Source organism: Thalassotalea euphylliae, assembly GCF_003390335.1.
GTDB lineage: Bacteria > Pseudomonadota > Gammaproteobacteria > Enterobacterales > Alteromonadaceae > Thalassotalea_F > Thalassotalea_F euphylliae_B.
In genome coordinates this window covers 4609320-4622274 of sequence record NZ_QUOU01000001.1, presented here as the reverse complement: position 1 = coordinate 4622274, position 12955 = coordinate 4609320, and the positions used below count along the sequence as shown (strand labels likewise).

Here is a 12955-nt window from a genome sequence, read left to right as displayed (position 1 = left end):
CGGTTATACTTGTATACAAATGACTTCTGGAAACCGTATGATCAAAACAATTTTCGCGTTGTTGTTGTGCGTTGCCTGTTATATTGCCGATGCGGCGACTCCCTCTGAGTTGCTCACCACGGCGCGCAGTTATTTTTCACCGTTACCTAAACCCGCATTAACTTTAGACCAAACTGCTCTGGCGCGTATCGCCCTCGGTAAACAATTGTATTTTGAGAGCGCCTTATCGATAAATAATAGCCAATCATGCAATAGCTGCCATCGCCTCGACAATCGACTCGAAAATGGTGGTGCTGGCGTCGATAATCTAAAAACATCTGTTGGCGCGCTCGGTCAGTTGGGTGAGCGCAATGCGCCAAGCACGTGGAATTCGAGCCTGCATTTTGCCCAGTTTTGGGACGCCAGAGTGAAAACACTGGCCGAGCAAGCTACTTTGCCCATTTTCAACCCGAAAGAAATGGCAATGACATCACCAGCGCAAGTGATTAACAGGCTAAAAGATAAAGGCTACCACGAACTGTTTAGACAAGCTTTCCCGACAAGCAAAGATGGTGTTAACCGAATAACGATGGAAAATTTAGCGATAGCGTTGGCAGATTTCCAGCGAACGTTAGTGACTCAAGATCGCTTTGATACCTATTTATCGGGAGACGAAACCGCAATAACTGCACAAGAAAAGGCTGGCTTAACCTTGTTTATAGAAAAAGGCTGTGTTGCTTGCCATAACGGGCCAGTGATGGGCGGGCAACTACTCATGAAAATGGGCATAGTGGAGCCCTACCCTAATAAAGTCGACCTTGGCCGTGCGCAAGTCACTGGCAATGCCGGCGACAAGTTCTTTTTTAAAGTGCCATCGCTACGCAATGTGTTAAACACGGCGCCTTATTTCCATGATGGTGGTGCTGCAACCATTGAACAAGCCATTATTGATACGGCTAAACATCAACTGGGTATTCGCTTAACCGAGCAAGAAGCTAATGATATTAAAGCGTTTTTTGGTAGTTTGGATAATCAAGCAATCCTAACTTTAGCAACTAGTAAGTAATGAGTTTGAATATATTGAAAGAAAATTCTATTGATTAGTTTCTGCTAGCATAAGCTGCGTACTATTGGGCTTGAAATGTTGCCCTAAGCAAACACCGAATTGGTAATCTGTTATGTGTTGGCAAATTGAATTACTTAACTTAGAGACTTTTCCATTTTCAATGTCGACAAGAAAGGGAACTTCACCTTTGGCTTTGTATAAGAGGTTGTTATTGTCAATAAACCAATAGCTTACATCTTGACTCATTGAAGAGACTAGCTCATCTTCCCCTAACGCATCATAACGCCACAGACCTGGCTGATAATATTTAGTGTAATACAACTGCCCGTTACTCACCTGTATCTCATGAGCACCCAGTAAAAACTCGCTGTCTAACTCCTGACTATCAAGGTTTAATGCATCAATGCGGTAGTTGTCAGCTCCATCGTGCGTATTAAAAAGTAAATTGTTGTCATAAAACTGTGGTTTTGAGCCTTTTAACTCAAGGAAGGAGGTATCATTTACCTTGTCGTTGGCAAAACTGTATAAACTAATCAGACCGCTTGACTCAAGTGCGATGATGCCTGCAATATCATCAAAGGCGACATTTTCTATTTGTTGCGCTTTAGCAAATGTTGATATCTGCCTTTTGATTTGGGTATTAATATCTACTGACCATAGTTGTTCTATACCTGTGGCGTCTGAAACATAAATAACTTCATTTTCGTTAATAAATTGAGCAAGTTTATTGGAGGCTCTTGTACCCACAAGCAATGTTTCCACGCCATCAGGCTCTTTGATTGGTGACATTAAAACGTCTGTTCGATACATACTACCTTGTATAAATGCGACTGAACCATCGTTACCTACGAAGTTGTATAACTTACTAAACCCAGACATTTCGATGCTTTTAATGAATGCATCTTGATTAAATATATGGGCTGTCACTCCACCGCTTTCATTTGCATGAAGCAAGGCGTTACCATCCCAGCTTACTGAATGTTTCGCTTTAGGGGTTTTGATTTGCCAAATCGACTTCCAGCTATCATTTATATCAACTAAGTGGATATTTCCAGTGCTCCAATCCGCACTGGTTAGTATAGCGACTAGGTTTGAATCAGCTTTTGATTGGATGTTGTAAACGCCTACTCCACCACTTTCAAACTTTGAAATTCGAGTTGCTTTACCAGTTTGTAGATTCCCTTTATAGAGAGATGCTGGGGCAATATCGTGAGCCGCGTCAGTGAATAAAATAGTGTTTGGGCTTAGGACTGATAGCCCTTTGCCTGTGGTAAGTTCATTGCATGGAAATAATGCAATTGGCTGAGCTTCTAAGCTCGATAAATTTAGCTTTTTAATTGAACATTTGGTGTCGTTATATGCTCTAAACACTATGGTATTATCGTCTAACCAATCGGGTGTCCTTAGGTTCCAATTAGCTTCCGTTATGACCCTTCTTTTCAACGAATAAGTATTGAGCAAAACAAGCTGCCAAAATGCTTGCTCACTATCTCGAGTTGCATATATTACCTGCGTATGCGTATCGTTAACTGACAAATCTACTTTTTCATATGGGTCATCAATAAGCTGTATAGCTTTACCTAATATTGGTGGGATAGAGCTTCCTGACTTTACGATAGATTGTGATGTGATGTAGTTGACGATAAGCGCCAGAAAAACTAGGAATGTAAGGGCAGCAACAGTAATAGTGTAAGCATTATTCCGAGAATTATCAGGCGATTTCGTTTTTTCGGGTAAGGCATGTTCAACATCAGCAATTAGTGCATATCCTTTTTTAGGATAATTTTTTATCTCTACATTCTGCGAGTCTAAGTTACGCAATTTCTTTCTCAACGTAGAGATAACCCTAGTGAGAGAGTTAGGGCTTGTTGCGTTTGTTGGCCACAGGTTTAATAAGTCGTTGCCAGAAATAATATCTTTTGGGTGTTTGGCAAGCTCTTCGAGTACAAGAGATTCAAGTGGATCTAGCTTTATTTGCTGTTGGTTAAACACCAAACAACCGCTCTTGTAATAAAACTGCAGTCTATTATTTATTGTGTAATAAACGCCCGAACTAACCATGTAATCAGCAAAATGCCTAATTTATATGAAAAATATCATACCATTATAAGCTTTTTATAAAGTCTCGGAACAGTAGTTTCAATAAGTTGAATCGGTGTTTCAATTAACAGGAATATCGATAAATGAAAACCATAAAAACACTTACTTTAATTGCCATTGTAGCTATTACTTCATTGTCTGGTAGCGATATAAAAACCAGCACTAACAAATTATCTTCGCTCGTCGAAATAGAAAGTAAACCGATAGAGGTTGCAAAGTTTGGGCGTTGTTTAGACTTCCCTCTATGTCGTGAACGAATTTAAGCAGTTATTTAGGAGTTATTTTATGGCTTGTGAATGCTGCGGCGTTGAATTAAGTAGCGGAACCGTGATCCGTGTAGATGCCGAATCAGGTCATACTTATAAAGCTTGTCCACATTGCTCTGCTACTCATGGTAGCGAGCATGTGTTTCACCAATACCCATATGCCTTTGGTAAGTCACCGGCGGGAGTCACTTCCGCTAACCCTAATGGGTTTCAAAGCTACTGCAGTGGCTGCCGCTCTTTATCTCCTGAGTTACCGTCTCGTAACTACAAAAAAGGGCGTACATGCAGTAACTTACGTTAACTAGTTTCCCCAAAGTTATGAAGCAGCAGTTACGCTGCTTCATAACTTTTCAAGGTGGCTTTGCGCGTCTAGCCTGTTTGCCAAGCGTCACTGTGCTCTTGATATCAATGCTTGTTGTCAATCAGCCGTTTGTTCGCGCATCGTAATCTCTATCACTCAGCACGCTTTGCAAGACAATCTCACGTTTTTTGCATCTCACAGCCTTTATTTCAGCCGTTTTGCGCCAGTTTTTTCTGCGATATGAATATTTTTTAATTATTTTAGAGTAAGTACTTTACTTTTGTAGAGTACATGCTCTATACTTCAAATCGTTCCTTGTGAACGCCTGTTGTAATAATTTTGTATATTCTAGCTTTCCCCATAGCTAAATACCCCGGCAATGCTTGCATTGCCGGTTTTTTTTGTCCAAATTTTAGGTGGTAGCGACCCGTCAATTCATAAAGTTATGATTTTTATGGATATTGTTGATTATGGGCGGTGTAAAAATTAGCAGAGTAGCAGAGTAGCAGAGTAGCTGAGTAGCTGAGTTAAGCGAGTCGTTAGCGCAGCATGACTACGTTGATAAGAGGGAGAGCAGCTCCAGTGGAGGGCACTAGAGCTTAGTCATTGGTTATTGGGGCTAGTCTTGGTTATTTTTACTCGCCAGCTTGCGAAGCATCTTCTTGAAGGGCGATATCTTCTTGCGCAAACCAGTCGCTAATCACTTGTGTGGCTTGTGGCATCCCAGTTTTCTTTAACGATGAAAATGCCTGCACTTTAATGTTGCCGTTAAGTGCTGCTAGGGTCTTTTTCACTTTTAGCACTTCGGCTGAGGCTTTACCTTGCGACAGTTTGTCAGACTTGGTGAGTAGGCACAGCACAGGTAATTCACTGTCGACCGCCCATTCGATCAAGTTGTGATCAAGGTCTTTGAGTGGATGGCGAATATCCATTAATACCACTAAACCTTTCAAGCAATCGCGCTTTTCTAAGTATTCACCTAACGCTTTTTGCCATTTTTTCTTCATTTCCATAGGGACCTTGGCAAAGCCATAGCCCGGAAGATCGATCAGTCGTTTGTTTTCCGCAATTTCAAAGACGTTAATTAACTGTGTGCGACCGGGGGTTTTACTGGTACGGGCAAGGCTTTTTTGTCTGGTTAGCGTATTGAGCGCGCTTGATTTACCGGCATTTGAGCGGCCAGCGAAGGCAACTTCGACACCGATATCTTCTGGTAAGCGACGGATATCAGGGGCACTAATGGTAAATTTTGCTTTGTTTAAATTGATTACTTGCTCAGACACGGCAGACATTCCTCTTTTGAAGTGCCGCTATTATAGCGTTTTTTACCTTGGCGCTGACAAGTAATAACGATCTCGCTGTTTTTTGTCGATTGATGTTCGCTGCCAATGTCGGCAATAAATAGTCGCTATTGCGATATAAAACAATGGTTTAGTTGTTTGGTAGTTGATGGGTTGGCGGCTTTTTATGCATTGGTGTTGTTAAATTAATCAGATTGTTAGTGAAATTTCGTCAAATAACCTGATTTTTTATAGGTTTTTATGTCATAGGCTGTTACACAAAATGAATATTCGTGTAAAATGTCGCGACTAATTACATTGGCATTCAGTGTGCGTGTGGGCTTATCAAAAAATCACAAGCACTGAATATGAAGATCAACAAGCAGAGAGCATTCGATGAAAAAAGTTATCGTATCACTTCTATTGGGCTTGGGTGTGCTAGCGAATGCAAATGCGCAAGGCGACGCTGAAGCGGGGAAAGCGAAAGCCGCAACTTGTGCAGCATGTCATGGTGCTACTGGGCATAGTGCTGTAGACAACTATCCTAACTTAGCCGGTCAACACGCTGAATACATTGTTAAGCAATTAAAAGCATTTAAAGACGGTTCTACTCGTAACGATCCGGTAATGGCGCCAATGGCGGCAGGTTTATCTGAGCAAGATATGCAAGATTTAGGTGCTTACTTTGCAAGTCAGCCGCGTACAGCAGCATCTGCTTCTGCGGCAACTGGCGATGCGGCAGCGCCGGCACCAGCAGCGGTAGCCGCTATTGTCGGTGATGCGGCGGCAGGTAAATACTTGTACGAAAATGGTGATGAGTCACGTGCTATCGGCGCTTGTGTCGGTTGTCACGGTAAAGACGGTGAAAGCAAAGTATTAATTTACCCTAACCTTGCGAAGCAACACCCAGCATACATTGAAAAGCAATTAAACAGCTTTAAGTCTGGTGATCGCGCTAATAACTACGCAATGGGTCAATTTGCCGGTCCTCTAACTGAGCAAGAAATTGCGGATTTAGGCGCTTACTTCAAAGATCCTGCAGCGGTTGCTAACGTTGCACCTAAGAAAGTAAAAGCTGCTGTTGCGGTACTGGGTGACATAGAGCTTGGCAAAGCTAACTCAGCAACTTGTGTGGCGTGTCACGGCACAGATGGTAACGCTCAGCTAGCAATGTACCCGAAAATTGCTGGCCAGCACGAAGGTTACTTGTTAAAGCAACTGCAAGAATTCAAATCTGGTACACGTAATAACGGTATCATGGCGGGTATGGTTGCAGCACTTTCAGACGAAGACATGAAGAACTTAGCCGCTTACTTTGCGAGCCAAACGACGTCTAAAGTTGTTAAGCCAGAAACGGTTAATGAAGCAGGTCGCAAGCTTTACTTTGGTGGTGACGCAGCGCGCGGTATTACCGCTTGTGCAGCATGTCACAGCCCAAGTGGTGAAGGTATGCAACACGCTAAATTCCCTGCGTTACTTAACCAACACGGTGATTACGTGAAAGCACAATTAGAGCAATTCCGCTCAGGTGCGCGTGGTAACGATGCTAATGCTATGATGCGTAACATCGCAGTTAAATTAACTGACGAAGATATTGCCAATATCACAGCGTTTATCCAGTCGCTATAAGCACTGTATAATGTCTGAAAAGCAGCCCAAGGGCTGCTTTTTTTGTGCCTGCTGTTTTTGGCGAAATGGCGTTTGCGCAGGTACTTTTCTGGTGGCGCGTATTGGCTAGGCTAGGATAATCACTTAAACTTGCTATTAAAAGCTCCCTTTTCAGTAGGTTATCTTGGTGAAGCCAGCCACATCGCTTAACAATGTTGTGATTTGTCGTCGCTGTGATGCGGCCTTGTCTAAGCCCAATATTCAGCCCGGTCACAAGGCCATTTGCCCTGGCTGTGGCGCGCTGCTATTTGAACTCAAGAAAAACCCAATGGAGCGGACAATGGCAGTGTCATTGGCTGGTTTATTATTGTTTTTCCCCGCCATTTTGTTACCGATGATCGGCGTTAGCGCTGCGGGTGCACATAATGAAGCGTCGTTAATTGATTGTATTGTCATTCTGCTTAACAGCGGATATCACATTGTTGCGCTGATCGTATTCTTGTTTACGATTGCCATTCCGATTGTGCACTTACTCGCGGCTTTTTATATTGCTGTGGCGGTGCATTTCAACAAAATTAGCCAGTCGTTATTGGTGTTTTTCCGCAGCTATCATGTCCTTGATAGCTGGACTATGCTGCACGTGTTTTTTCTTGGTGTGATTGTCTCCATCTATAAAATTGTTGATCTTGCCGAGCTGACAGTCGGTGGTGGCTTGATTAGTTTTGTTTTGCTATTGATCTGTTCAACACTGGTGTCAGTGACGTTAGATCATTACTACGTGTGGGAAAAAATGGAGCAAGCGCTTGAAGACTAATGCCAAAGCGATGGGGCTGGGCTGTTGTCCATGTTGCCATAAGGTAGTGCAGATGGAAGCAGAAAATCAGCAATGCCCAAGGTGCCACCGCACGTTTAGTACCCGTAAAATCAATAGCTTGTCGCACACTTTTGCGTGGACCATTGCCGCGCTAGTGATGCTAGTGCCGGCCAATTTGTATCCTATGATGATCTATTACACTCTTGGGAAACCAGAGGCATCCACTATTTTAGAGGGGATAGCCACCTTTGTGCAGTTTGGTATGTACCCTGTCGCGATTGTGATTTTTATCGCTAGCTTTGTGGTGCCGTTGGCAAAAATTATCGGTTTGTTTATCCTGATGTATCACGCCAAACGCGCGAGTAAGCTAACGGTTAAGCAGCAAGGGCAACTGTATCATATCGTCGAGTTTTTGGGGCCTTGGTCGATGCTAGACGTTTTTGTCGTCGCTATTATGGCGGCAGTGGTTAATTTGGGTTTTCTAAGTTCTATCGAAGCGGCAAAGGGGATCACTTACTTTGGTTTAATGGTGGTTTTTACCATGCTTGCTGCCGAGAGTTTTGATGCCCGATTGTTATGGGATGTGCAAAAAGACGATGTGCAAAAAGACGATGTGCAAAAAGAGAATAGTCAAAACGAAAACACTTGCAAGCATCCCCCTCAACCACCAAGCGATGTTGGCTTAAATCAGGCCAGTCAACACGATTCACCTTAATATTTTTACGAATCGAGCCATTTATTTAAAAGAGAATTATGATGAGCACAGAATCACATCCAGAGCCGATTGTTACAGCCAAAACTGGCATTTCAGCGATTTGGCTAGTGCCAATTGTGGCACTGATTTTCGGCGCTTGGCTAGTTGTTAAAGCAGTTGGTGATCGCGGCGTGTTTATCACTATCGAGTTTGACAACGCAACGGGCATTGTCGCGGGTAAAACTGAGATCCGCTATAAAGGCTTAACGGTCGGTGTAGTGCGCGATATCGAAACGTCTAGCGATTTACAAAGTGTCATTGTTGAAGCGGAAGTGATCAGCGATGCGAAAGATACGCTCACCGATGAAACCTTATTTTGGTACGTTACTGCCGATGTATCGTTAAGTGGTGTTAAAGGGTTAGATACCTTGCTCTCCGGCAGTTACATTAATGTTCGACCTGATATTGACGCCAGTGGTAAGTCACAGCGTCATTTTGTTGGTTTAAAAGAAGAGCCTGAGGTCGACGAATCGGCACCGGGGCTGCATATCGTGCTGACATCGGATACCTTAGGCTCAATTGTAAAAGACTCCCCCGTGACCTTTAAACAAATTATGGTGGGGCATGTGGCGAGTTATCGCTACGACGATCAACGCAACGAAGTTGATATTAATCTCTATATCAAACCTGAGTTTGCCCACCTAGTAAAACAACATTCGCGCTTTTGGAATGCCAGTGGATTAACGGTTTCCGGCTCGTTAACGACTGGCTTGCATGTCGATACCGACTCGCTTGCCTCGATACTCTCTGGTGGCATTGCGTTTGATACGCCAGACATTGAGGGTGACAGTGTCGCGAGCAAAAATGGTGATCGCTACAAGCTTCATCAGCACTTTCAAGACGCAGAAATGGGTTATGCCATTAACTTAAAACTCGACTGGAATAGTGAGCTTGATGCGGGGGCTGCAATTGTGTATCAAGGAATTACGCTAGGTCGCTTAGAGAGCTTTACCAATATTAACCCGCTAACGCGCGAGATCACGGCGCTGGCTAAAGTTAACCCGCGCATTGCCCCTTATCTTAACTCGTCAACACAATTTTATTTAATGGCGCCTGAGTTAGATTTAGGGGGCGTCACGAATTTGCACAATATTATCACTGGCGCGCAAATTGGTATGCGCCCGTCATTAGATGGCGATGTTACTGATACCTTTCGCGTTTACAGCCAGAAACCGGCTTACCATTATTCAGAGCCGGGCTTGCATTTAATACTCACCACTAATGATGTCAATTCACTGAAAGTCGGCACCCATATTTTTTATAAGCAACAAGTGGTCGGTAATATCCAAGCCATTGAAAATACTGGCCCAAGTGCGTTTGAAGTGCATATTCATATTCAACCTCAATACCAAAGTTACGTGAGTAAAGACAGCCGGTTTTGGAATGCCAGCGGTGTCAGAATTGCGGGTAACATTCAACAGCTCGATATCCAAAGTCAATCCATGCAAGCCATACTGGCAGGTGGTATCGCTTTTGATAAAGGCGTAGCAGAAAGCGCAGGAAAAAGTACAGCAGCGACACAAGAGCAAGCCAATAACGGCGACACTTTTGTGCTGTATGAGCACATCGACATGGCCAAGCAACGGGTTGCGATTGAGCTGGCGATGGCAACGGCTAAAGATGTTCGAAAAGGCACGCGCATCATGTATCGCGGTGAGCAGATCGGTGCCGTGCACAGTATTCGCTACATAGATGATAGTGCTCGTTTAGCGGTGGGGATTCTGCCCGAATTTCGTTGGCTATTAAAGGAAGATACGCAGTTTTGGTTGGTCAAATCTAAACTTACGCTTTCGGGATTAACCGATACTGAGGCGCTGTTTGGCGGTAACTATTTCAATGTCGACCTTGGCAGTACTGACAAAAACAGTACGCTTAAAAATAGTGCAGAGCGCCGTCAGTTTGTCGCCCTCGACAAAGCGCCGGCAAAACACACGTCAGCGGAAGGTTTACAGCTTACCGTGGTCAGTGAGACTGGCAGCGAAGTGAGCCCGGGTAGCCCAATTAGCTATCGCGGCATTGTCGTTGGGCAAGTGGATAATATTGAGCTGGCGCAAGATGGTGAAAACGTTGCGATTAACATCACCATTGACGAGCAGTATCGCCATTTAGTGCACGATTACACGCGTTTTTATCATGCTGGAGGCTTTACTATCACGGGCAACCTAACTGATTTTGTTGTTAAAACGGAATCGGCAGAGACGGTGTTAACCGGTGGCTTGAGCTTTTTTAACCCCGATGGTGTGATTAACCCTCAGCCGACACAAGAAGCGGCCCAATATCGCTTATTTAATGATTTACGCCACGCGCAAAATGCGGGCGTGGCTATTCGTATTGCGTTTAACCAAGTCGCGGGATTAAAGCCCAATTTAGCGATTAAATATCAAGGGCAAGATATTGGCGTGGTCGAGCGCATTGTGTTTGATAGCGATCATCACGGTGCTACAGCCATCGCTTATTTAAACCATTCGGGCCGTAAATTTGCGGTTAGCGGCACTAAGTTCTGGTTTGCTGAACCTGAGGTTGGTTTAGTGGGGTCTAAAAATGTTGAAGCCTTTATTACTGGCGGCTTTATTGACACCTTGCCTGCTAACTTAGCCATTGCTGGCAATGGCATTGCTACTGCTCAAACCGAGTTTACAGCCGAAGATTATGCGCCAGCGGTGACACAGCTACCCTATGGTTTAAATTTACAACTAACGGCCAAACGCTTGGGGTCTGTGCGCGTTGGAAACCCAGTGTTGTATCGCCAAGTGAAGGTGGGCGAAGTGATCGGTGCAGATTTGGCCCCCACCGCTGATCAAGTGCATATTTTTATTAATATCGAACAACGCTTTGCCAAATTAGTCTCGCCTGCCAGCCAGTTTTGGAATACCAGCGGCTTTAGCATGGATGCCGGATTGTTTTCTGGTGTTTCAGTGGATGCAGAGTCGATTGAAACCATACTAGCTGGCGGTATTGCCTTTGCCACCCCAGACGATCAAGCGGGCTTATCACCAGTTGCTCAGGGGCATAGTTTTACCTTAAAACAAAATCCAGCGGCTCAATGGCAAGAGTGGTCGCCGAAAATTCAACTAAATCGTTAGCGACAAGCATCAGAGCGCTGTTGGCAAATGGCTTGTAGCGCTTGCGTTGCTTGACGGTAGTCATCCGCGCGAGTGATCGCCGTTACCACAGCAATGCTATCAACGCCTGTGCTGGCAACGATTTTCGCGCGCTCATGGTTAATGCCGCCAATCGCTACGATGGGAATCTCTTGCTTGAGCGCCAGTAAATGGCGCAAATTGTCGATGCCCTGAATTTGTCCGGTCATATCTTTGGTCACTGTCGGGAAAATTGCCCCAATCGCTAAATAGCTAGACTTTAGTTGGCGCGCCAATAAAAGCTCATAACAGCCGTGGGTGCTGATCCCCAGTCTAAGCCCAGCATTAGCAATAGCATTGAGATTGGCATCGGCGAGATCTTCTTGCCCTAAGTGCACGCCGTAAGCACCGTGTTTTATCGCCAGCTGCCAGTAATCATTGATAAATAGCCGGGTCGTTGTATTGCTCGTTAGCTTTACTGCTTGGGCAATTTGTCGGTCAATCTCATCAAGCGGTAAGCCTTTGAGCCTGAGTTGGATAATATTCAGCTCAAGCGGCAGCAATTGCTCAAGCCAAGCGAGCGAATCAATTACCGGATAAAGCCCTAGCTTTTCTTTGCCAGAATCAGTGCCTAAACCATTGTCTAAATCATTATCTAAACCATTACCTAAACTCAGCGAAGGAAAGCCAGAGTTGGGTAAATTTACACTGTTGTTAACTACGTGAGGAAAATAGTTATCATCCGTGGGGAAAGCGCCAACAGCAAAAGCGCCATAGTAGTCGGTAGTTCCAGTACTCTCGCTTAACCCCTGATTGATAAATGCTTTAGTTAAGGTGAAGGCATCACGCAATAAATAACCTTGTGCCAGCAGTACCGTTAATGCTGACGCAAACGCGCAACCAGAGCCGTGACTGTAGCTAGTGTTTACTCTTGGACTGCTGAGCGTTAATACTTGTTGTTCCGGTGCGCCTGCTGAGTCGCTAGTTTCCGCAGATAGGTAGGCAATGTCTGTGCAAGTATTCGCATCACCACTGTGGCCACCTTTTACTATTACGGTTTGAACCCCTTGGCTCAGCAAGAGCGACGCCGCTTGCTCGGTTGTTTTCTCTGGTGTTTTTCCTACACAGGTAAGTGCTTGAAGTTCTGGTAAATTAGGCGTGATGACATCAAGGTATGGCAATAAGTTTTCGATCACAGCTGGATCTAATTGGCTGAACTTACCGCCAACACTGGCACTGGCAACGGGATCGTAGACAGTGATCAGTGTGGGATCTTGCTGTTTGAGCCTTGCCAATAGCGCGATCAGCCAATTGACTTGATGATCGTTTGCCAATAAACCGATCTTGATGGCGCTTGGTGGCTTGTCATTGAGGAGCAATTGGGCTTGCTGTTCAAGTACTTCCGTCGCGACTGGATTTACCGCTACTAGTCGCTCTGAGTTTTGACTGGTATTGGCGGTGATCAGTGTACAAACTTCGACCTTTCCTTGGCTAAGGCTGTGCATGGTTTTGATATCGGCGGCAATACCAGCACCGCCAGAGCAGTCGCTGCCGGAAATTGTCCAAACGATAGGCTGAGGCTTTCGTTTATCCGTTGGCTTATTGAGAGGTTTGTCGGCAACTTTATCTAATGCCAAATGGTGCGAACGCGGTGTGCTCATAAGAAACTCTTATTATTCTTTCGTCAGTGCTTAGCTTGCAATGCTC

The 12955-nt window shown here is 44.6% G+C and carries 10 protein-coding genes and 1 pseudogene; 8 read left to right on the top strand and 3 right to left on the bottom strand.

The annotated features are described in order from the left end of the window. Positions 1–37 precede the first annotated feature (37 nt). Positions 38–1045 (top strand): cytochrome-c peroxidase, encoded by a 1008-nt coding sequence (locus DXX93_RS20040; protein WP_116009660.1) that lies wholly within the window; start codon positions 38–40, stop codon positions 1043–1045. A 27-nt stretch (positions 1046–1072) separates the two neighbouring features. On the opposite strand, the gene DXX93_RS20035 is transcribed toward DXX93_RS20040, so the two are convergent. After that, entirely contained in the window at positions 1073–3037 is a 1965-nt protein-coding gene (locus DXX93_RS20035; RefSeq protein WP_181902280.1) for a winged helix-turn-helix domain-containing protein, read from the bottom strand. A 191-nt stretch (positions 3038–3228) separates the two neighbouring features. Between DXX93_RS20035 and DXX93_RS20840 the strand changes: the two genes are divergently transcribed. Together DXX93_RS20840 and DXX93_RS20030 are read left to right on the top strand one after the other, a co-directional pair. Beyond that, positions 3229–3408, top strand: coding sequence for a hypothetical protein (locus DXX93_RS20840; protein WP_181902279.1), 180 nt, complete (start codon positions 3229–3231; stop codon positions 3406–3408). A 22-nt stretch (positions 3409–3430) separates the two neighbouring features. After that, positions 3431–3712 (top strand): hypothetical protein, encoded by a 282-nt coding sequence (locus tag DXX93_RS20030; RefSeq protein ID WP_116009658.1) that lies wholly within the window; start codon positions 3431–3433, stop codon positions 3710–3712. Positions 3713–4347: 635 nt separating this feature from the next. Here DXX93_RS20030 and yihA read toward each other — a convergent pair. Next, the gene (gene yihA, locus DXX93_RS20025; protein ID WP_258872730.1) at positions 4348–4995 is read right to left on the bottom strand and encodes a ribosome biogenesis GTP-binding protein YihA/YsxC; all 648 of its coding nucleotides are present in this window, start codon (positions 4993–4995) and stop codon (positions 4348–4350) included. Between the two features lie 393 nt (positions 4996–5388). Between yihA and DXX93_RS21245 the strand changes: the two are divergent. The 5 genes and pseudogenes from DXX93_RS21245 to DXX93_RS20005 form a co-directional block, all read left to right on the top strand. After that, positions 5389–6009: pseudogene (locus DXX93_RS21245) on the top strand (c-type cytochrome); the annotation flags it as partial. A gap of 72 nt (positions 6010–6081) precedes the next feature. After that, on the top strand, positions 6082–6621 hold the full coding sequence (locus DXX93_RS21240) for a c-type cytochrome (RefSeq protein ID WP_374188955.1): 540 nt from the start codon (positions 6082–6084) through the stop codon (positions 6619–6621). Positions 6622–6787: 166 nt separating this feature from the next. Beyond that, a complete protein-coding gene (locus DXX93_RS20015) occupies positions 6788–7414 on the top strand; it encodes a paraquat-inducible protein A (protein WP_116009656.1) in 627 nt (208 codons plus the stop codon). Positions 7415–7466: 52 nt separating this feature from the next. Beyond that, on the top strand, positions 7467–8129 hold the full coding sequence (locus DXX93_RS20010; RefSeq protein WP_181902278.1) for a paraquat-inducible protein A: 663 nt from the start codon (positions 7467–7469) through the stop codon (positions 8127–8129). 41 nt (positions 8130–8170) lie between these two features. Beyond that, a complete protein-coding gene (locus DXX93_RS20005; RefSeq protein ID WP_181902277.1) occupies positions 8171–11251 on the top strand; it encodes a PqiB family protein in 3081 nt (1026 codons plus the stop codon). Here DXX93_RS20005 and thiE read toward each other — a convergent pair. Then, positions 11248–12909 (bottom strand): thiamine phosphate synthase, encoded by a 1662-nt coding sequence (thiE, locus tag DXX93_RS20000; protein ID WP_116009653.1) that lies wholly within the window; start codon positions 12907–12909, stop codon positions 11248–11250. The two genes, DXX93_RS20005 and thiE, sit on opposite strands and share 4 nt — an antisense overlap. Between the last annotated feature and the right edge of the window lie 46 nt (positions 12910–12955).

Coding starts and splice junctions, on each gene's coding strand:
- DXX93_RS20040 (WP_116009660.1), top strand. CDS start 38: ATGATCAAAACAATTTTCGCGTTGTTGTTGTGCGTTGCCTGTTATATT.
- DXX93_RS20840 (WP_181902279.1), top strand. CDS start 3,229: ATGAAAACCATAAAAACACTTACTTTAATTGCCATTGTAGCTATTACT.
- DXX93_RS20030 (WP_116009658.1), top strand. CDS start 3,431: ATGGCTTGTGAATGCTGCGGCGTTGAATTAAGTAGCGGAACCGTGATC.
- DXX93_RS20010 (WP_181902278.1), top strand. CDS start 7,467: ATGGAAGCAGAAAATCAGCAATGCCCAAGGTGCCACCGCACGTTTAGT.
- DXX93_RS20005 (WP_181902277.1), top strand. CDS start 8,171: ATGAGCACAGAATCACATCCAGAGCCGATTGTTACAGCCAAAACTGGC.
- thiE (WP_116009653.1), bottom strand. CDS start 12,909: ATGAGCACACCGCGTTCGCACCATTTGGCATTAGATAAAGTTGCCGAC.